Source organism: Paenibacillus sp. sgz302115 (assembly GCF_056120445.1).
Genome location: NZ_JBVYOK010000029.1, coordinates 22,469 through 43,417, shown reverse-complemented (window position 1 = coordinate 43,417; position 20,949 = coordinate 22,469). Strand labels below are relative to the sequence as shown.

Genomic DNA, 20,949 nt, shown 5'->3' with positions numbered 1-20,949 from the left:
AGTTATCCTCCTTAAAATGGAGAGGAAAAGATGCCCTTCTCTCCCTCTCCTCTGATCCTATGAGTTCACCCCGATCGCAACCGCAGCAGCAGCACTTGCACCTGTTGCAACCGTTGTCACTTCACCTGCCGCTGCAAGTGTAACGATTGCTGTTACTGGACCAAATACGGCACATGCAAGACAAACTGCGCAACCTAAACATGCTGCACAAGCCGCGCAGCCTAAACAAGCAACACATGCGGCAATTTCTTCTTTTTCGCCAATTTGAAATTCTTCTCCCAGATCAGAAATTGAGAAATATTCATCCGAATTCATTTTCTCACCTCCTTCATATGTATTCTCTCAGCTCTCTCATTCAATGCTTTGAAAATACCATAATGTAAAATACATCTATAATATTACATTTTTATCCTTATATTGATGTGATTTTTCTATCATTTTTTTACAAAAATAGATTATATTACTTTAAATGAGTATTTTTCGTATTTTAATTTCTAAAAAGTAGATATACATAAAAAGAGCCTTTAATCTGTTAAATTAAAGGATACAAACGCAAAAAAGAACTCTTGGATTTATCTCAAGAGTTCTTTTTTGCGTTTCTGATTTACAGCCTTACTTACCAGCCTTACGCTCCGCCTTGTGCGCCGTTTCTTCCGCCAGCTCCGTAAGCACGCTGTCCAGGCGCAGCTTGAGCTCGTCTGCGAGCTCGACAACCCCCTGGTCATTACGCACTGCCTGCGAGTCCACCGCATACACGCCGCCTAGAATATGGCGCGCTCCCAGCACAGAGAGCACCGGCTTCAGCGCATACTCAATTGTGAGCAGATGCGCCAGACTACCGCCCATGAAGAGCGGGAGCAGGATTTTGCCGGCAAGGCCTTTTTCCGGGATCAGGTCCAGGAAGGTCTTGAGCACCCCTGTGTAAGATGCCTTGTATACCGGGCTGACCACAATTACCGCGTCGGCTTCGGCCACAAGGCCATTAGCCTTAACGATGGCTTCGCTCTCGAAGCGGGTATGAATCAAGTCCTCCGCAGGCAGCTCCGCCACATTAATCCGTTCTACCTCAAATCCATGCCCGCGCAAATCAGCCTCCGCATATTCAATAACCGCATTAACCCGGGAGACCAGGGATGGTGTTCCGTTGATGACAACTATTTTGGCCATTTTCTCCACCTCTTCCGTTCGTTATAATAAGGATCTGCCGCTATTCCGGGTGCAAACCCTTCAAATTTTAAGATAATCCTATCAGATTACAAGGAATATTGTCAAACCTCCAAAGCCTTGCGCATGGCTCTTTCCTGAGCTATAATAAGCGGCAACACTACATCCCGATCAGGCCAATGACCGGCATCCAACCGTGAGGCGTCTGCGACCGGAGCAATTCACTTGTTCCCTAAGTTTACCGGGTTTCGCCCGTTACCGCGAAGACCAAAGAGGACCTTATCCTGCTGTGAAGCCAGGGGATTCGGTCAACCTGGGTGGCACCGCGAGCTGACGCTCCTCGTCCCATGGATGAGGGCGTTTTTTGTATTTTTTTAGACCAAAAGGAGCGAAGCGGCATGCTGGACATGAACTGGATCAGGGAAAATGAGGAACTCGTAAGAAATACAGCCAAGTGGAAAAAGGTGATTTTTCCGCTGGATGAGCTGCTGGAATGGGACGACAAGCGGCGGGAGCTGCGGCGGGAAACCGAGCAGCAAAGAACGGAGAGAAACAGGCTGACCAAGGAGGTCGAGCGTCTGCTGCGCCAGGGGGACGCCGAGGCCGGAGACGCCGCCAAGACGTTGGTGCGCGAGATTAACAGCAGGCTGACGAAGCTGGAGGCGGATCTGGCCGAGGCGGAGCAGCGCTGCGGCGAACTGCTGCTGCTCGCACCGAACCCGGTGTCGGCGGACACGCCCATCGGGGCCGATGACAGCGAGAACGTGGAGCTGCGGCGGACCGGCAGCCTGCCGGACTTCAGCTTCACGCCGCGCGACCATGTGGAGCTCGGCGAGCTTCACGACATCATTGATATTCCGCGCGGGGTCAAAGCCGGAGGACCGCGCAGCTACGTGCTGAAGGGCGCGGGACTGTACCTGCACCTCGCCGTGCAGCGGCTGGCGCTGGATGTACTGACGGAGCGCGGCTTCACCGTAATGGACGTGCCGGTTATTGTCCGCCCGGAGGCGCTGGAGCGGACCGGATTTTTCCCCGGCGGGATGGATCAGACCTATGAGCTGAACGGAGAAAAGCGCTGGCTGGCCGGAACCTCGGAGGTATCGCTCGTCTCCTTGTACAGCGACGAGATCGTTGATGCTGAAGCGCCGCTGCGGCTGGCCGGGATGTCGGCCTGCTTCCGCCGTGAGGTCGGCTCAGCGGGACGCGATGTGCGCGGCCTGTACCGGGTTCACCAGTTCTCGAAGATCGAACAGGTCGTGATCTGCCGAAATGATCCGGCAGAATCGGAGCAGATGCTGCAGGAGATTCTGGCAAATGCCGAGCACATCCTGCAGCTGCTGGAGCTGCCCTACCGCGTAGTGGCTGTGTGCAGCGGCGACATGTCGCTGAAGACGCACAAGCAATACGACATTGAGACCTGGATGCCGAGCAGAGGCGCATACGGCGAGACCCATTCGGCTTCGAATCTGCATGATTTCCAGGCCCGCCGCTCCAGCATCCGCTTCCGTGATGAGCACGGGCGCCTGCAATATTGCCACACCCTCAACAATACCGCAGTCGCCACACCGCGGATTCTGATTCCGCTGCTGGAGAACCATCAGCAGGAGGACGGTTCGATTTATATTCCGAAGGCGCTGCGCAAATATATGGATGGGCAGGAGGTTCTTCCTGTTGCACCGACGATTAGGAATTAGCAAATCTGATGCACATTAATACAAAGAGATGTTTCCCGGAGCGCGGCTGCGCTTCAGGAACATCTCTTTTTTTATGCTTATCGCTGATATCTGGCTGTCTATTTCAGGGGTACAGTAACCTCAAATTCAGGAATATACTCCTTGTCCACATAGCCTTCGGCATCAATAGCGAGAATCTTGTAGGTTCGAATGGTCACTTGCTTGACCGGTTGTTGCAGTGGTTCGAATAAAGCATCCGTGGTTAGAACGTTTCCGCCTGTAGCGCTTAGCCCAACGCCTCCACTCACCTCTTTCAATTGATTCCCCCGGTCGTCCACTATTTCAAATCCCATCGAAGGCAGTTTCTCGCTGATTTTTTGCCCCTTCGGCAGCTCAATCCGTGTTGTGATACTGCTTGTAACAGGTGTGAGTTCTACCTTCTCGAGTGTAAAAATTATTCCACTGTGCTTGCGGGTAATCGGCTCCGTGACAAGGTTGTTGACGGTTTTCTTTTCAACCGGAATTGCAATCTGGAAGGGCTGCTGAATCCCGTCTACACTGATCGATAGCATGAGTTCAAACCTGTCAGGCAAAGCCCTCCCCCCCTGGCTATGCATATCGGAGAATTGAATAATTCTGGAGCTTTGGTCCTTCCCTGGCATACTGAAGATTCCAGGCTTACTGCCGGCTCCTGATTGCGCATAGGTACTTACATCTTCCCCGTTAATTGACAGCTTAATGTCACTTATCAGATCACCTAGCTCTTGCTTCAGGAACTTCTCCTCTGTAGTCTGGCGCTCAAGGCCAATCGAGACCCGTACTCCGTCGAACAGCACAATTGGTACGGTCAGCGTCAGTCCTTCGTGAGTATCGCTCCGGTTCGGTGTGAGCGCCAGTCCCTCCTCATCTGCCGTCCGCAGCCCCAGGTCCCCGGCAAGCTCAAAGATGGAGCTTAGCACAGGAATTCGCTCTATGGATGCCGCCAGCGTTGGTGAAATAAAGCCGGCACCCAGAAGGGACAGGCACAGCAGTACGGAAGCTAAGAGTACAGCTAAACTTCTACTTCTTCGTGGTGTCGGGTTCTTCCGCCCCCTTGCCTCAAAACGCTGCATAGTACGGTCCACCAATTCCACTTCCACGGGAGTATTGCGGATCAATCTGCCGATGTGCTCCAGCCGTTCATCCCCTATTGTTGTACGGTTCTCCAATGAGCTTCCCTCCGTTCTCCTTCTGTCTGCCCAGCTTTTTGCGCAGCCGCTCGTATTTCTTGCGTACAGTTGCCGGGTTCATATCCATGACAGCAGCGATATCGTCAAAGGTGTAATCCTCCAGCGCCCGCAGCAGCAAAATCTGCCGCTCCTCCATGTTGAGCTGCTCCAGCAGCCCATGCACCAGCTCGGTATATCCGAGGCCGGCTGCGGCAGGTTCAGTGTACTGCTGATGCCTTTTGTACAGTGCCAGGAGCCGGAAGCCCTTGCTCCTCTTTTTCATAAGGTCCAGGCAGTGGTTCCGCGCAATTCGATACAGCCAGGCTGAAAAAGACACCTTTTCCGTAAAACGGCCAATGTTCTCGAGCGCCTTAATAAAAATATCCTGTGCTGCGTCCTCCGCCTCCTCCTGACTCCCAAGCAGATAATAGCAATACAGATAAATCGGTCTCTGAAAATGCCGGATCACCTGGGTGTAGGCCTGCATATCGCCCCGCTGGGCCTGCTCCACTAATAATTCCAGTTCCGTTCCGGTGTTCATCCCGGAGGCTGCCGCTTTATCCACAAGCCCCCTCCTTTCTCGCCTATATAACTGAAAAACACAGCGGTTTGTGACAGCAAGGTGCAAAATTATTTTCTTTTGAAGAAAATGCTCTGTTTGATTGATATCCAAATTATGTTCGTATATAATAAAACAAAATATAAGTTCTATATTTATAGAACAAAATAACAGTGACATACATATCACTTACTCTATCGTCTCAACCGCGCAATTACACAAGGAAATGAGGAGTTCACATGAATTATAAGGTAGAAGTGGATTTTGCCCCGATGTATGAATGTTTTAGCAGCCTGGCCGCTTTTCTCGGGAAGCAGAATCACAATGCTCTGGAATCAGGAAAGCTCTGGGTCCGGGAGGTTCAGAAGAAGCTCACACCGGCTCATCTTCAGCAGATGCAGCAGTTCTCCAAGGATAATGGGGATTTCACACTCACGCCCTACATTTGGAGCTGCCCTGGGGAACGTTCCGTGTCCGGCTTCCTGGATTGGTATGATGGCTTATCCCCGGGAGAGCTGTACGAGATAAAGGCGCGTTTCGGTTCAACGGTGCCTTCCAATCTGGCCGAGCTGCGCAGCCGCGCTTCTGAAATTCTGCGGGAATGGGATGAACGGTACTTCAGCGGAATAAATCCCGCTATCCTCGAAGGGCTGAAACAGGAAGCCGAGCTCCGGCGGACCACTCTGAACAGCGCCAATGGTATGGAGGTCTACGAGCAGGCGACGGAGGGGATGCGGTTTATCCCCGGGGAACAAATGAAACAGATCATATTGATCCCGCAATATCATGCCCGCCCGCTGGTCACTTCCACTCTCTACGATGAATTTTTGTTCACCAGCTACTCCTGCGATGTGCTTCCACCGGAGGAAGGGCGTCCTGCCCCCGCGCTGCTCCGGTTGACCCGGGCACTGTCGGATGAGACCCGGCTGTACATTCTGCGCCTGCTTGCGGACAAACAATTGAGCTTCACCGAAATCGTCCGGCAGGTCGGCCTGTCCAAAAGCACAATCCACTACCATCTCATCGCGCTCCGGGCGGCTGGGCTGGTTATTGTCCACACCAGCGGCAAAAGCGCGGCGTACAGCCTGCGTCTGGAAGCGCTGAATGGACTGCCGCAGCGAATGGCTGATTATTTAGAGAGCTGAACGGGCCGTGAAAAGGAGTGAACACCCTATGCTGAAACGCAGCTATTATGGTCTGCTGTCGACAATTTCCCTAAGCGCCTTCGGAGATGCCTTCGGCCTGCTGGCAATGGAGTGGCTGGCCTATGAGCTGACCGGCTCCAAGCTGGTCATGGGGGCGCTGGCGCTCACCTCCGGCATCCCGGAGCTGCTGCTGCGCCTGCTGGGCTCGCCGCTGTCCGATCGGCTACCCCGCGTGCGGTTCATGGCCTGCCTGGCCGCGATCCGGCTGCTGGCCATCGCGCTCCCACTGGGCATGGGCCTCGCCGGCCAGCTCCAGCTCTGGCATTTATTCGCCGCAGCGGGGCTTAGCGGCGCTTGCGCCGCGCTGTTCATGCCGACGGCGATGGCCGTTATTCCCGGCGTCGCCGACAGCCGGAAGCTGGTGCGCGCCTTCGCCGTCATCGACGGCTGCAAAGGAGCGGCGGCGCTGCTTGGGCCTGCGCTGGCAGGCATATTGACTGCTGCCAGCGGGTCGCTTCCGGCCCTTGGCGTCAATATGCTCTGCTACATTGCCGCTATAGCCACGCTGCTGTGCCTGCCGAAGCAGCCCAAGCCGGCTGCCGCCACAAGCAGAAGCAGCTTCTCCATTTCCGGCTACATACGTGAAATTGCCGAAGGCTTCACCTTCTATAAGCAGTTCCCGGCCATGCTTACGATTATGCTCATGGCTTCGGTCAGCAATCTAAGCTCCATCGCCGTCTGGACGATGATGGTCCCTTATGTGCGCGAAGTGCTCCACCGGGATGCGGCGGCTATGGGTACGCTGACCACAGCTTCGGCACTCGGAACGCTGGTTGGGCTTGGGGTGATCTCTCTGGTGGGCGAGATTACACACAGACGCCTGGTGATGCTTGGCAGTTTGGGAACCATAGGTGTCATTACATCCATATGGGGACTGATCCCGAGCTTTCCCTTTGCTCTTGCTGCCGTATTTGTATCCGGCGCTCTTGGCCCTTTCTTCGGCTCGTTAAGCTCCTCTCTGCACGGCCGTCTGGTTCCTGCGAGCCTTCAGGGGCGGGTGAACTCCATCCGTTTTCTGATTGGCGGCAGCCTGCAGCCCTTTGGCGCTTTTGTCGGAGGGGCGGTTGCTGAGGCCTATGGTGTGCCTGCATTGTTCCTTACCGCCGGACTGCTCCCGGCATTGTGCGCCGCAGCGGCATTGCTGCTTCCCGGCCTCCGGATGCTCGATGGCGATCTTGCCGCGCTTGAAGCCAGACATCTGAAGAGCAGCAGCCCGGCATCTGCAGTACAGAACATGCTAGCGAAATAGCGGCAAACCGCTAACCAGAGGGGATTTTGAGCGGTTATTGGTCAAGCCGCACAGCACAAAAACAGGCGATGCCGGTATTCCCGGAACATCGCCTGCAGGCTGGAGTTATTCTTTTAGCCAATTCTCAAGATTCCATCCAAGCCTCATCGTCCTCGTAATGGCTCGTATCCCCATGGAGCAGAATCTCCACCTTGCCGTCGGTAAATTCAAGCTTGCACAGACAGGTAGGATAAATATAAGGCAGATCCCACAGCTTGTTCATGGCTCTCTCTTCGAAGTAGGCCATCAGAACTTTGATCACTACCGTATGCGTAACAATCAGGATGTTCTGCCCCTCATGCTCCTCCACGATTTCCCGCAGCTTATCGAGCGCACGCTTCTGTACTCCGGTAAAGGTCTCGCTGCCCTCTACGCTGAATTTCTCCGGGTCCTGCCAGAAGTAGCGGTGCTGCTCCGGGTCCTGTGTCTGAATCTCCGCCGAGTCGCGCCCTTCCCAATGCCCCATGCTGATCTCCTTGAACTCGTCACAGGGAATCAGCGGCACATTCCGCTCCCCACGGACAAGCTCTGCCGTTCGCTGCGCCCGGGGACTAGAGCTTGTATAAATAACATCAAGGTGCTCCTGCCGCAGCCCCTTGTTCAGCCACTTCGCCTGCAGCACGCCAAGCGGCGTAAGCGCTGAATCGAGATGCCCCTGCATCCGGTTCTGCACATTCCACTCTGTCTGTCCATGCCGTGTCAAAAAAACCGTTGTTGTAGCCATATCCATCCACCCCTTTTTTATAACAAACACGATCCGATTCTCAAAGCTACAGCCGGTTCCGTCCCAGCCACTTCAAAGCATAGTCCACAATCTCACGCTGCGGGATGAGCTGGGCCGCGGCTGCAGCGACCTTTCCATATGTAATCCGTCCTGTCTCTTGTCCAAACTCTTCACCAATCCTGGCAAAATCCTCTGAGTCCCAATTGTAATCCTTGAACTCCACCCATTGTCTGACGCCATCTACCAGCATGGGCGCTCCCGCGATGACCTCCTGCTTCCCGGCATACTCCGCCCAGTATTCAGCCAAATGCAGCGAAGTATTATTGAAACTATCTACCCCAAGCAGCAGCACACTGCCATTCAACTCATAGATTCGGGCCAAAGGAGACCATTCACCCAAACCATACTCCAGCGCATGGCCGTCAATAATCACATCCCGGTGCTTGCCCCATGCTGCAAAAGAGTGAATCGGATGGCTGCTTCGCTTTACGCCTTTTTGCTTACGGAAGGTCTCGGGAATAATCCCCATCCCCCGCAGCAGCGTAAGATCCGGGTCGTAGGCCGGCATCTGCTCCCGAATGCCCTGCCACCATGACTCCGGCACCGGCGGATTGCTCCAGCCCGACGGATCGGTCAGATCGGAAGAGTGGGTCGGCATCACCAGCGTTCCCTCTTCCCCAAGCACCTGTTCCAGCGCAAGAATAACGGCAACCGGTCCGCCCGCTACCCACTGGCCCAGCGATTTAAAGGATGAATGCAGCAGCAGCGTCATGCCCTCCTGCACACCCAGCCTCCGAAAATCTGCCGCCAGCGTCTCTACAGTAATTAATTTTCCTTGTATCTCTTCCATTCGAACGCTACGCCTCCACATTTGCCCAGCCACAATATTTCTTAGCTTATTAGGTGGAATTTCGGCAACTAATTCTTCTTATAACAAAAGTTATCGGGATTTAGTTGGAATGAATCCATTTACATTTTCAAGAATCGCTAAAATACGGCTAAATGACGCTTTTACCGAAATTTTAAGTGACCCTTTTCCACCTAATTCGTAAAATGGCCGGAAAACCAAGAATTAATTGTACTTTTTCCCACTAACTAAAAGTAAGTTTCGAGTCAGAAACGACTCTGGGCGGGGGGCTGTCGGGCCACAGACTAGGCGGCAGGGCTGTCCGCCGAGCCAAACCAGGCGGCCACTCCGTATGCCAGGCCATATGCCAGACGACAGCGCCACCTACAGTGCCACTGAGCCAGGCGATAGCACTATCTGTGTGCTAACGATGCTTGCCGAGTCACAGGACTAGGCGACAACGCCGTATACTGTACCACAGGTCAGGCAGCAGCTCCGTATGCCAAGCCACAGCCCAAACGTTGGCGCTACCTACCACTTACAGGGCTAGGCATGTGGCGCCACCTACCGGGCCACTGGTCCAGAAGGCTGCGCTGTCCGCCAAGCTCCACCGCTACCCAACTGCCCATGCATGCTTCCCCCGTATGGCCCTACCTATTTTCACCTCAGCATAGCCCTACTCATCGTCACCTCAGCGACGCATACCCGCAGCCAGCAGCAGCGCCCTCCTACGCTCCGGCCTACGAATCCTTATCCCCCACATTCCCGGAATACCGCTCCATCAGGAGCTTAGCGCGGTATTCGCCGGGGGCGATGCCCTCCAGCTCCTTGAACACACGGGTGAACTGCTTGCTGGTCTCGAAGCCGACTGCTTCGGAGACGCCGGCCAGCTTGATCCGGTTCTCGGAGAGCAGCGATTTGGCGTGGCGGATGCGGACTCTTTTGAGATACAGCACAAAGCTCTCTCCAGTGTAGGCCTTGAAGGCCTCACTGAAATAAGAATAGTTCAGCGACACATGGTTGCTCACCATCGCCATATTCAGTTGGCGGGCATAGTTCGCCTCGATGTAAGCCAGCGCCTCCTCCATATCGGCATGCTCAGTGTGGGCCGATCTAATTCCTATAATATAATCGTTCACTGTGATGAGCAAATGCTCAAGTGTCCGGTAATAGTCGTGGAAATGGCGGAAATTATACAGATTGCCTACCGTCCGGTACAGCTTCAACACTTCTACAGAGGCCTCCCCGTGCAAGCGGAACACCTCATCCAGCACCCGTTCGTTCATGCTCCGGCCCACATTCTCCACATACGCCAGATCCAGATGCTGCAGCTGATCGAGCTGAAAAATCGTCCCGAGCAAGCTCTTAATCTCCTTCTCGCGGTCTGTACCCAGCATGTTCAGCAGCTTGCGCAGCCCCTCCTCCGGCACAGGGAAACGCTGCCGCCCTTCCCGCAGATCCGCATAGTCCATGAAGCTGGCCTGCGGCGGAAGGAAGGTGTACTGCAGCGCCCGGCAGGCTTCTTTGTACCCGGTGTGGAAGTCTGCCGGATTCCGGGCTTCGCAGCCCATGCCGATCAGCAGCCCCTCCAGCTCCCGCGAAGCAGCCAGCCCGGCCAGCTCCCTGAAATCGTCCCTGCTCCTTCCGACCAGCACCAGCTTCCCTTCCCAGTCCGTCAGAATCTCCGCGAACCGCTCCTTCAACGGGCCAATCAGCCGTTCCACCACCCCCTGCACTTCCGCCGGCTTCATTCGCGAACCGTCGTTATAATAGAAATTCAGCACACCCACCGTAAAAGGAACGGGCAGACGGTTCAGCTCCTCCTGCTGCTCCGGGGACGGCTGGACAGCCTCCTGCAGCAGCAATCCGCGCAGACGGGTAGTGCGCAGCTCCCTGCGGTAGCCTTCTGTCTCCTCCGCACGCTTGCGTGAGCTCGACTCCTGCTCCCGCCACTCCCGCCTAATCTGCTCCAGAATCCCGAACAGCTCCTCGCGGCGGATCGGCTTCAGCAGATAGTCCTTCACGCGGTAGCGGATGGCGCTTTTCGCATATTCGAAATCATCGTAGCCGCTCAGGATTACAACGGCCGGCCCCTCACCGCCTGGCCCCGCTTCAGCGGACAGACGCTCCAGCAGCGTAATCCCATCCATGACCGGCATGCGGATATCGGTAATAATAATATCCCTGCGTTCCTGCCGGTAGAGCGCGAGCGCCTCCTCCCCGTTCCCCGCAAGCGCGATGCTGTATACGGACGGGTATTCCCGTTCAATCATGGCCTGCAGGCCATGACGGATCATTTTTTCATCATCAATTATCAGCAGCTTCTTCATGTCTGTCGATCCCCTGTCAAAAGAACTTTAGGCAGCGTCATTAACACCGTCGTCCACTTCCCCGCTTCACTCCGCACCTCCAGCCCGTAGGCCCCGCCGTAGAAGAGCTGCAGCCGCTGATGGACATTACGCAGTCCGATGCCTCCCCCTCTATAGCCGCCCGCCGCAAACCCGGAGGCATCCGCGCCCGGCTCCTCTTTGGCATAGATGGATTCATGCAGCTCCGACAGCCGCTCCGGTGTTAGCCCGCAGCCATTATCACGGATTGCGATTAAGATATCTCCCTCCGCCTCCGAAATCCGGATGGCAATGCTCCGTTCGGCAGGCTCTTCCGCTCCGGTGGACCAGGCGTGCTTCACACTGTTCTCCACAATCGGCTGCAGCGACATCTTCAGCACTTCAAGCTCCAGATAAGGGGCGTCAATTCCCAGCTCCAGCATAACCGGATGCTCAAACCGGATATTCATCACTTCAATGTAATTTTCGATATGGCGGATTTCATCCCGCAGCTTCACATACTCGCCGGACCATTTGAAGTTATAGCGCATCATGCCGCCAAGCGAGGTCAGTGCATCGGAGATAGCCCGCTGATTCTCAATTTCCGCCAGCATTTTAATATTTTCAAGCGTGTTATAAAGGAAATGGGCATCAATCTGGTTATGCAGTGTCCGAAGCTCAGCCTCCTTGGAGAGCGCCTGCTTATGTACCGCCTGGGCCACCAGTGTATTAATCGTGTTCATCAGCTTGGAGAAATGATGCGCCAGCTCGCCAACCTCCCCGCCCCCGCGGATGCTGATGCTTGTGTACGCTTCTCCCCTGCGTGCTTTTTTCATCGTTTCCGTCAAGCGGCGCAGATTCTTCAGAATGAAGGCATTCAGCACATAGGCAATCGCCGTAACCAGAAATATAAAGCCGATATTAAGTCCGATAATCAGATTTCGGGTATGCGAAATATGCTCCATGACACTGTCCATTGACACCACGTTCAGCAGCGATGCTCCGATCTGTTCCAGCGGGGTATGAATCAGCAGAAAGGATTTGCCGTTCTCCTTGTAGTGGACATCCCACTCCCCGGTCTCCGCGTACTTCTGCAGGCGCTTCGAAATCGCTCCGGTCAGCTTCGGATGGGCCTGCACGAAAGAGTTATCCGGGCGGGTAAATAACTGTACCCCATCCCCCGTAATGAACATTTGCGACTGGTTGTCGCGCACATCGGTGTAGGTCTTCGGCGTGAAGCGGCTGAGCAGCATATCAACCTGAAGCATTCCGACATGATGCCCGGCAGGAATACTGATCTCCCGCAGTAAAGAGACCTTTGGCTGTCCCTCGGGGGGATTGCCGGAGTACCGCTGCATGAGATCAGGATCATCACTCTGAAAGGACCACAGCTCCTGCCCCTTCAGCTCCAAGGCCTTTTGAAACCACGGCTCCATGGATACCCGGTCCTCCCGGAAAATAATCGGCCAGATCTCATGCACATTCCTGCTGCCCGAGTAGAGCCGCAAATGCTCAATATTCGGGTTGTTGATCTGAATGCGGTTCATGTTCACAAAGGTTGTTGTATTAAAATCTATCAATTCGCTAAGCGACGGATCGCTCTCATTCACCAGATAGTTCTGCACCGCCTTGTCGGAATATGCCATCTGCGCCGCCCGCTCCATCGCTTCGATTTGATTGAGGATATGCAACTTCTCCATCTGCAGCACATAGCTGTTCTTGTCCACGGCATCCCGGACATACGTATTGTTGATCGCCCTGTAGGAATAGACGGACACCAGCAGACAGGGACCCAGAATGATAAAAATATAAGCCGCCACCAGCCGGCTCTGCAGCGATCTCCGCCCCCACCAGTAACAAAATGAATTCCATAATGCGCTTGCCCGTTCGTGTATACTCACTTTATGCACCCTGCACCTCACCTGAACGGCTAATTTTCACAAAAACAATAACCCAAAAGCCCGCAGCTAGCGGGCAATTGGGTCTCCGGTAATTTTACATGCCAAGCTTCTTCTTATTCTCTTCATATTTCTTCTGGCGGTAGTCGTCAAAGGTCTTCTGGCCTTCTTTTTCCTTCTTCGCCAGATAGTCGCTCCAGAGCTTGTCGAATTCGGCATCGGAGGATGCCATCAGCAGCTTCGGCATTGTTTTGCCGCGCAGATTCTTCAGCTTGGTGGCGATAATGCCCTCCGGCGAGTTGCCCGTAGGATCAATCTGCTGGAATTCCGAGGTGTTGACGGCTTTACCGCGGGTCCAGTCTTCGAGCTGTTTGAATGGCTCTACCGATTTGGGAGCCCATTGGTCGGTGATATTCGTATTTTGCAGCATCCAGAAGGTGAAGGACGAGCCGTATTTCTTGTCAAATGCGGAACGGTCCTTATTCATCAGATCAAAGGCTTCAGGAAGAAACTGGTCCTTACCGTCAATTGTATCATAGCTGACTCCTTTTTCGCCGAGGAAAAGATCCTTGTTCCCTTCCTCACTGTTCAGGTAGCTGAGGAATTTAATGGCCCGCGCTTTATCCTTGACGTCCTTGGAGATCAGCGTTACCGTCCAGCCGGAGATTCCAGGGCCGTTCAGAGCCGGAGGGTCCAGCTTGGTGTTGGCGGGTCCGTCAATCGCGATATAGGTTTGCTCAGGATTCTTCTGGAAGATCGTACCGAGCTGGGAAGCGAAGTCCGTCCGTTGATAGAGCATCGCGAAGTAGCGGCCCTGCGCGATCTTTTCCTCCATTTGAGCCCGTTTGTCGATAAAAATATCCTTGGCCAGCAATCCGTCCTGATTGGCCTGGCGGAGCGTCTTCATCCAGCGCACATACTCTGGGTCCGTCTCGCGGTCATAGACCTTGCCGTCCTTCTCCCAAGGAATATTCAAGAAGTTCTGAATATAGCCTTCCAGGGAGTCGTTGCCGTTCTCGGTGAATTCATGCAGACCCAGCGGAATCAGCGGCTGACCATTCACTTCAGGGAATTTCTCTTTTGCCATTTTCAGCGCGTTCAGGAAACCTTCCGGTGTGCGCATATCCGGGCTGCCAATGGCTTCATAAATATCCTTGCGGACGACAAAGGTCTGGTTGGAGACGTAGTTCGCTCCGTATTTTTTATAGTCAGCAGGTGAAGAAGAGGAGTTCGGATAGCCGTACACATTACCGTCCGGCTGCGTATACCAGCCCAGCTTGTCGGCATCGGACACCTTGAAGAAGTATGGATCATATTCTTCGGCCAGCTTGTTCAGCGGCAGCACCAGCTCGCCTTCGATCATTTTCTTAATGGCGTCTTCCCAGTAGCCCAGCGTAATGAAGTCAGGCAGCTTGCCGGAAGCAATCAGCGTGTTGAGCTTCTCATTCTCGTTCCCTGCCGGGACGATGAAGTTGATGTTTACGCCTGTTTTTTTCGTTACATATTGGGAGGTTGGATCTACGCCCCATTTATTCGGGAACCAGGCGAAGTTCAGATACCAGTCAAACGTAATCGGTGAGGTATCGCTTTTCCAGCCCGGCTCATCCGCTGAAACTGCAGCTTTTGTCGGTTCTGTCGGTGCTTTGGTGGCCTCCGCCGCGTTCGTTCCGCTCCCCGTATTATCCTTGGCATTGTTTCCGGCATTATTGCCGCTTGAACAGCCTGCGGCCGAGAATACAAGCAACAGTCCCAAGAGCAGCAGTACCATTGTTTTCGGCTTACGTTTCATGCCCATGCTTATTTACCCCTTTTCTAAGATTGTAGATTATAAGCTCAACTCCATAACCCGTATGTGCAGGCGCCGGAGGAGTTATTCTTGCTTCAGCCCTTGATCGAGCCGATCATCATGCCCTTCACGAAGTAACGCTGCAGGAACGGATAGACGAACACAATCGGCAGGGTGGTAACGACCATTGTCGCCAGCTTGATCGACTGCGAGGTTACGCTTTTGGTAACACTGCTGCCCTGCACGGCCACCATCATCTGGTTCGAGCTGGACTGCGCCACGACCCGGAACAGGTAAGTCTGAATCGGCTGCAGATCCGGATTATTGATGTAGATGATACCGGCAAAATAATCATTCCACTGATACACACCATGAAAAAGAGCAATCGTAGCAATGACCGGCATGGATACCGGAAGCACAACCCGCAGGAAGATGGACCAGTCATTCGCTCCGTCAATCCGCGCCGCCTCCTCCAGACCCTCGGGAATCTCCCGGAAAAAGGTCATGAAGATAATCAGATCGAAAAAGCTGAACATCACCGGAATGATGTAGACCAGAAAATTATCCAGCAGGTGCAGATCCCTGTTCAACAGAAACGTCGGAATCAGTCCACCGTTGAAGAACAGTGTAATCGTACCCAGAAGAATATAGAGTTTACCGCCAATCAGCCCTTTGCGTGATAGCGCATAGGCCACCATCGCTGTGAAAAACACATGTACTAGCACGCCTAGCACGGTTTTGGCTACCGTAACGCCCATTGCCTGCATAATGCCGGGACTGGCGAACACCGCGTCGAAATTCTTCAGGCTGAACACGCGCGGCCACCAGTAAATTCCGCCGAGCATCGCATCATTCCCGTCATTGAAGGCGTTGATCAGCACATACCAGATCGGGTACAGCGTCAGGAAGCAGACACACAGCATAATCAGATTGTTGGCGATATCGAACAGGGCTTCGCCTTTGGTTTTGCGTTTGAGAGCAAACATGAATCATTCCTCCTTGTCCTAGAACAGCGACGTATCGTTGATTTTTTTGGATACCTGATTGGCAATCAGCAGCAGAATCAGCGCAATGACCGCCTTGATCAGAGTGACCGCCGCAGAGTAGGAGAAGCGGTTCGAGACAATCCCTGTATAGTAGATGTAATAGTCAATTACGTTGCTGGCGCTGTCATTAAGCGAATTGCGCAGCACCAGAATCTGATCGAAATTGGAGTTCAGTACACCGCTGACCGCCAGAATGAACAGGATGCTGATCGTCGATTTAATCGCCGGCAGGGTGACGAACCACATTTTCTGGAACCGTCCGGCCCCGTCTATCGTCGCGGCTTCATACATTTCGGGGGATACCCCGGAGATCGCTGCCAGGTAGATAATCGCTGACCAGCCAAGCTCCTTCCAAATATCCGAGGAAATGACAATCGTCCAGAAATAGCTCGGCTCTGCAAGATAAGTAATCGGCTGGTCAATCAGATGGAGCGACAGCAGAATATTGTTGATGATCCCGACATCGGCCAGCCAGGTGGCCAGAATTCCGCCCAGCACGACCCAGGAGAGAAAATGCGGCAGATACGAAATGGTCTGGATCGCCTTCTTGTACCTGAGCGAACGGACCTCATTTAGAAAAAGCGCGAAAATAATCGGCAGCGGGAATCCGATCAGCAGCTTAATCAAGCTGATGCCCAGCGTATTCTTGATGACGTTGACCAGGTCCTCATCATCCAAGAACTCCCTGAAATGCTCCAGCCCCACCCAGGGCGCTTCGGCAATCGACTTCACGATGTTATATTCCTTGAAGGAAATGATCAGCCCGTACATCGGAATGTAGTTGAAAATAATCATCCAGACCACGCCGAGCAGCGCCATTATCTGCAGGTGACGCTGGGCCAGCAGTCTCCTCCACAGTGTGTTTTTAGGACCTGAACCGGTTTCGATTTGTGGCGGCAGCAGCGGCTTCATCGCCGGGCTTGCACCGGCGCTTCGTTTGTTCTCCATCTTATGGACCTCCAGGTTTTAAGTGAAGCGCTTTCAGCTTCATGTATTTATTGTATAGGCTTTCGGGGGTGGGTGTAAGGGTTGGGATTTCGTATTTGGGGGCTGATTTTTCGGCTATATCGTTTGAAGGTGAAAGCTCATATTAAGGGCAGGGCGCAACTACGGGGAATGTTTGGACTTCCGGCCGCTGTTATGTTTGGATTTCTCTGATTTAAACCGCTGATCGCGGTAGAAATCCAAACATAAAGGCGGACGCATTCGCTCCTCCAGTTCCAAACTTCCCCTCCGTCGCTTCACCCTTAATGGGGTTTCAAAGTTCAAAAGATATAGAAAATCAGGCGTGAGCAGGAAAAAAGGGAGGCCTGTTCAGCCTCCCTTTTTTCGCTCAAGCGTTAATAGAGTAACTTGTGTACCTCTTCTCGCCTCGCCTGCCCTTGTCGAACTCGTAACAAATTATCTCGCGCCAAACTCGACTGACCGTCTACCATCTAATTGCCTGGCGTAAACTTACCTGCTTGCCCAAGCCACAAGTCGCCTCGCACCAAACTCAACTGACCACATGCTACCTAATTGCCTAGCGTAAATTTACCTGTTCACCTAGTAACAAATTGACTCGCGCTAAACTTGCCTCCTCTCCCTGCTACAAATAGATTCATGCTAAACTTCTTGCCCCTGGAGAGGCAGCATTCTTTCGCACGCAGCATTTGGCATATCCAATTTCAGCATGACCCAGGCTCTGAAGTGGAAAAAGTACCACTAATCCTGGGGTTACTGCTCCAATAACGCTTTTAGTTGGAAAAACTCCCACTAATCTGACCGAATGGGGCTGCAAACTCCGATTTCACTAAAAATAAGTGGAGAAATTCCAACATGGCTCCGTGCAGGCAAAGATTTCGGCAGAATAGTTGGAGAAATTCCACCAAAATCTCTGACCTTGCACTTTGTATTCCATTGCGGGCAGCGGGTATAGAAGCGAACTGACTGCTCCTATTCCAGAGCCGCCCGGATTTCGGCGATATCTCCCCGCCGCAGCGCCTCGGCCTCGGCACCGCGCAGCAGCGCTCCGGAAATCCGGCTCACGGTTCCGTCACGGTAGGCCAGCGTCATGCTCTGGATCGCGGCCCCATCCGTGCCATAGGTATTCAGGTGCCGGGGATTGTGATACGTAACCTTGGTGTTTCCCAGTAAGGTGAACGTTACATTCCCCTGCTCGTCGAACAGCCAGCCCGGCAGCGCCGGGGCAAGCGACAATGCAAGCTCGCCGCCTGCTGCCGAGAAGATGCGGCTTCCGGCCATCATCGTCCGCCACATACTCAAGAACTCAGCGGTGGAGCCGCTCAGTCTGGCTACGAACCCTCTGCCATGTGTCCCGGGGTCAGGATTGCCGCCGGTGGAGATGAAAGAGGAGTTCTCCAGCGTGCTGCGCCCGTATACCGCCGGATCAAGGAAGGGAATGAGCGAGGTCTTCATCTCACTGTAAAACTCATCGTATAGTCCGGCCTTCAGCAGCTCCAGCAAATATTTGTAGGACATGTGCAGGAAGTTCGACTCCCGCTCCTGCCAGCCCGGAGTGAACGCACGTATCCGTCCGATTTCATTGGACTCCTGCTCCAGCGAGACCGATGTGCGGTACATTGAGGTGACCGGATCATACAGCTCTGTTTGCTTGATCCGATTATAGATTTGCCGGGCCATGGCCGGACTGTCCAGCGTCTTCAGCCAGCGGGTCGGCCCCTCCAGGAAATAAGGGAGGGCATAGGCCTCGAATTCCTCCACTACCGCCTTAGGCAGACCGTAACCGCTTATCACCGGATTGCCCGCCTCATCTGTAACCGCCTGAAAACGCGTCGCCTCAAACCGGAAATAGGTTGGAACCAGACCGCCGCCCATCTCTACCGCCTGTTCGATGCCTGAGTCGATTTTGCGCAGGAATTTGCCAAGTGCCTCACGGATGAAGGCAAAGGTTACTGTACATTGCTCTCCGGTGATGCCAAAGCGGATGCTCTCCCGGTAAGCTTCACGTGCCGAGGCTACGGTATCCCAGTATCCGAACTGGGCCATCTCCCCAGCCAGCACAGCCGTTACAGCGGAATGCACCTGCTCAAGCAGCAGGGACATTTCTGCAGGGAGCTCTACGGCTCCGGCGCTGTTCTCTTCACTCTCCAATACCTCCAGCATAAAGACGATCATCCGCTTCAGCTCAAACGTCTCGCTCATCCCTGAACCGAATAATCCCGGCAGGCCGTTCATGGCGTCGTTCCAGCCCGGCTTGTTACCCTCCATCTCCACCCCCATGCCGTAAGGGTCCAGTGTGGCGAATTTGTTCAAGGCCAGGGACAGCAGCTTCACGAACAGGCTGGTACGGTAAATCTCCCCATGTCCGCCTTCGGTGCGGAGCCAGCAGGTCTCCGAAGCCTTCCGCTTCAAGCGGTGCAGCTTCTCCTCATCCTCCAGAAGCGCGCCGTATTGCCGGACCTTGCCGCCGCTAAGCACGTATTTCTCGCTGCGCGGCAGCACGTAGGCCGGGCTGTCATAGAAGGCATAGGTTGCATCACCGAACAGCAGCTCCTGCCTGCGGTCAGGATACACATCCAGATAACCCTCCACCAGATCGAGGTTATAGGTCCAGTGGTCAGACCAGAAGCCTTCGCCGAAAGCAGCTTCAAAATTCTGCTGCGACAGCGCCAGCACACCGCCAAGGAACTCCTCATCGCTCACCCGCAGGGAGACATTGTGGTCGCCGATATAATTAATCAGGCGTCCCGGTGTGAAGCGGGCGGTGCAAAGCTTGCCAAGCTCCTCCTGATGATCCGCCGCAGCTTCAGCGATCCACTCTGCAAGCTTCTGCAACTGGCCCGGCCGAATCTCGAAGCTGGTGCCCTGCACACTCAGCGGATTATAGCCGTCCGCCTGAATCAAGCTGTAGAACATCTTGATATTGAAGCTGCCGACCCGGGGATGGAAAAACACATCATTCCGCCGGTTCTGATTCATATCGCGAAAATTCCCGTTGCCCTGCGAATAGTATTCCGGGGCCAGCGAGAAAAAGTTGTAGTCCCGCTCCATGTCGCCATGCTTACGCGAGAACAGATGCACAACAAAGCCGTCTCCCCCGTTGTCGAAAATGAAGGGATATCCGCCGCGCAGAAGGTTGTCGAGATAGGACTGCCGGCAGTAGGCGTCGAACAGCGGTGAGGATGTCCGGGTGGCAATATCCGCTGTCAGCTCTTCCGTCAGCTTCTCCGCCTCCTGCATTTTGGCGGTAATATATTCATCGCGGCAGAGCTCCGCCGCCCTCCGGTTAATTCTGCCGATATCGCTGACATGCCCGATGATCGTGTTCAGGATCAGCCTGCCTCCCGGTGCAAGCGTCCGCTCTGTACCGCTGAAGCCGCAGGGAACCTTGTTGACCGGATACTGCGGCTGTGCAAGCAATTCTGCAAGCTCCAATTCAGCGAAACGCTCCGGGTAGGCCAGCGAAGTATTGCCACCGAACACCGTCTCGAAATCCACAATCGGCGAAAGTCTATCCCCCTCTGCAGTGAAGGACAGATAGAAATGGCCGTTCATGATTTCACTAATCTGGGCATCATCATTCGTGCTGGAGCGCAGCTTGTAGAACGGAATTCCGTTCTCCAGATTGTAGACCTCCATCCAGCTCCGCAGCAGGTTGCCCATCTCCTTGTATCCGCTGTTCGCTACGCCGTAAGGCAGAATCTCCGGCAGACCGTCCAGCAGTTCAAGCTCAAGCTCCCCGCCGCTGGTATTCTCCAGCTCCACCCGCCGGACCAATGCCGCATAATCGTCATTCGGAAGATTGAAATAATGCACGGTTGTCTTCAGTCCGATCCCCGTATGGGACTCCTCAATAGTCAGTCCGTTTGGCAGGATCGTCATCGTCCGCTTCACTGCGGAATCAGGCCGTGCCGACTGGAACGGCTCATAGATATCCGCCAGCCCTTTGATCTTCATGAAGGTGCGGAAGCCGGACGAGGATACGTTCTTGTAAGAAATGTTAGCTGGTGCAAACTCCATGATTGGCGAGTTTTTGTCACGGACCCCGAAGCTGCATACCCCCTGGCCCCGATTGACATAAAAGGTCCACATCGGAATGCCCTTCATTCCGGCAAGTCCGGGCAGAAAGCTGGCGAACGGCTTGCCCTCATGAAACTGCTCCATCACAAATGCACCTGAATTATAATAATAATTGCCCATTGATATAGCCTCCTCATCATTAAGTTGAACCTATTCTATTCATCTGCACCCCTAAAATCGA

General features: G+C 54.0%; 15 protein-coding genes. 3 read left to right on the top strand and 12 right to left on the bottom strand.

Annotation, left to right across the window (positions count from 1 at the left end; all coding sequences use genetic code 11):
- Positions 1-57 precede the first annotated feature (57 nt).
- Both AC0LWN_RS29615 and ssuE read right to left on the bottom strand, forming a co-directional pair.
- Positions 58-315, bottom strand: a complete 258-nt coding sequence (locus AC0LWN_RS29615) for a hypothetical protein (protein ID WP_458965668.1) — start codon at positions 313-315, stop codon at positions 58-60.
- Positions 316-612: 297 nt separating this feature from the next.
- A complete protein-coding gene (gene ssuE, locus AC0LWN_RS29610; protein WP_474671716.1) occupies positions 613-1,167 on the bottom strand; it encodes an NADPH-dependent FMN reductase in 555 nt (184 codons plus the stop codon).
- 395 nt (positions 1,168-1,562) lie between these two features.
- Between ssuE and serS the strand changes: the two genes are divergently transcribed.
- Positions 1,563-2,858, top strand: coding sequence for a serine--tRNA ligase (gene serS, locus AC0LWN_RS29605; RefSeq protein WP_474671714.1), 1,296 nt, complete (start codon positions 1,563-1,565; stop codon positions 2,856-2,858).
- Positions 2,859-2,956: 98 nt separating this feature from the next.
- Here serS and AC0LWN_RS29600 read toward each other — a convergent pair whose 3' ends face one another.
- Complete coding sequence (locus AC0LWN_RS29600; RefSeq protein ID WP_474671712.1) at positions 2,957-4,045, bottom strand: DUF4179 domain-containing protein; 1,089 nt, start codon at positions 4,043-4,045, stop codon at positions 2,957-2,959.
- Positions 4,017-4,610: an RNA polymerase sigma factor gene (locus AC0LWN_RS29595; RefSeq protein ID WP_474671710.1), complete on the bottom strand. Its 594-nt coding sequence runs from the start codon at positions 4,608-4,610 to the stop codon at positions 4,017-4,019. Before AC0LWN_RS29595 ends, AC0LWN_RS29600 begins: the two co-directional genes overlap by 29 nt.
- Positions 4,611-4,843: 233 nt before the next feature.
- On the opposite strand from AC0LWN_RS29595, the gene AC0LWN_RS29590 reads away from it, so the two are divergent.
- Positions 4,844-5,749, top strand: coding sequence for an ArsR/SmtB family transcription factor (locus AC0LWN_RS29590; protein WP_474671708.1), 906 nt, complete (start codon positions 4,844-4,846; stop codon positions 5,747-5,749).
- Between the two features lie 28 nt (positions 5,750-5,777).
- Complete coding sequence (locus tag AC0LWN_RS29585) at positions 5,778-7,058, top strand: MFS transporter (protein ID WP_474671706.1); 1,281 nt, start codon at positions 5,778-5,780, stop codon at positions 7,056-7,058.
- Between the two features lie 124 nt (positions 7,059-7,182).
- Here the strand turns inward: AC0LWN_RS29585 and AC0LWN_RS29580 are convergent, their stop codons facing one another.
- From AC0LWN_RS29580 to AC0LWN_RS29545, 8 genes are all read right to left on the bottom strand, one after another.
- Positions 7,183-7,821 (bottom strand): histidine phosphatase family protein, encoded by a 639-nt coding sequence (locus AC0LWN_RS29580; RefSeq protein ID WP_474671704.1) that lies wholly within the window; start codon positions 7,819-7,821, stop codon positions 7,183-7,185.
- 46 nt (positions 7,822-7,867) lie between these two features.
- Positions 7,868-8,671 carry an AAC(3) family N-acetyltransferase gene (locus AC0LWN_RS29575; RefSeq protein WP_474671702.1) on the bottom strand — a complete coding sequence of 268 codons (804 nt, stop codon included), beginning with the start codon at positions 8,669-8,671 and terminating at the stop codon, positions 7,868-7,870.
- Between the two features lie 737 nt (positions 8,672-9,408).
- Positions 9,409-10,998 carry a response regulator gene (locus AC0LWN_RS29570; protein WP_474671700.1) on the bottom strand — a complete coding sequence of 530 codons (1,590 nt, stop codon included), beginning with the start codon at positions 10,996-10,998 and terminating at the stop codon, positions 9,409-9,411.
- Positions 10,995-12,896, bottom strand: coding sequence for a cache domain-containing sensor histidine kinase (locus AC0LWN_RS29565; protein WP_474671698.1), 1,902 nt, complete (start codon positions 12,894-12,896; stop codon positions 10,995-10,997). The genes AC0LWN_RS29570 and AC0LWN_RS29565 overlap by 4 nt, the downstream gene beginning before the upstream one ends.
- Before the next feature lie 94 nt (positions 12,897-12,990).
- Positions 12,991-14,688: a type 2 periplasmic-binding domain-containing protein gene (locus tag AC0LWN_RS29560; protein ID WP_474671696.1), complete on the bottom strand. Its 1,698-nt coding sequence runs from the start codon at positions 14,686-14,688 to the stop codon at positions 12,991-12,993.
- Between the two features lie 86 nt (positions 14,689-14,774).
- Positions 14,775-15,665: a carbohydrate ABC transporter permease gene (locus tag AC0LWN_RS29555; RefSeq protein ID WP_474671694.1), complete on the bottom strand. Its 891-nt coding sequence runs from the start codon at positions 15,663-15,665 to the stop codon at positions 14,775-14,777.
- 18 nt (positions 15,666-15,683) lie between these two features.
- Positions 15,684-16,637 (bottom strand): ABC transporter permease, encoded by a 954-nt coding sequence (locus tag AC0LWN_RS29550; RefSeq protein WP_458965708.1) that lies wholly within the window; start codon positions 16,635-16,637, stop codon positions 15,684-15,686.
- A 1,023-nt stretch (positions 16,638-17,660) separates the two neighbouring features.
- Positions 17,661-20,888 (bottom strand): cellobiose phosphorylase, encoded by a 3,228-nt coding sequence (locus AC0LWN_RS29545; protein WP_474671692.1) that lies wholly within the window; start codon positions 20,886-20,888, stop codon positions 17,661-17,663.
- Positions 20,889-20,949: the final 61 nt, after the last annotated feature.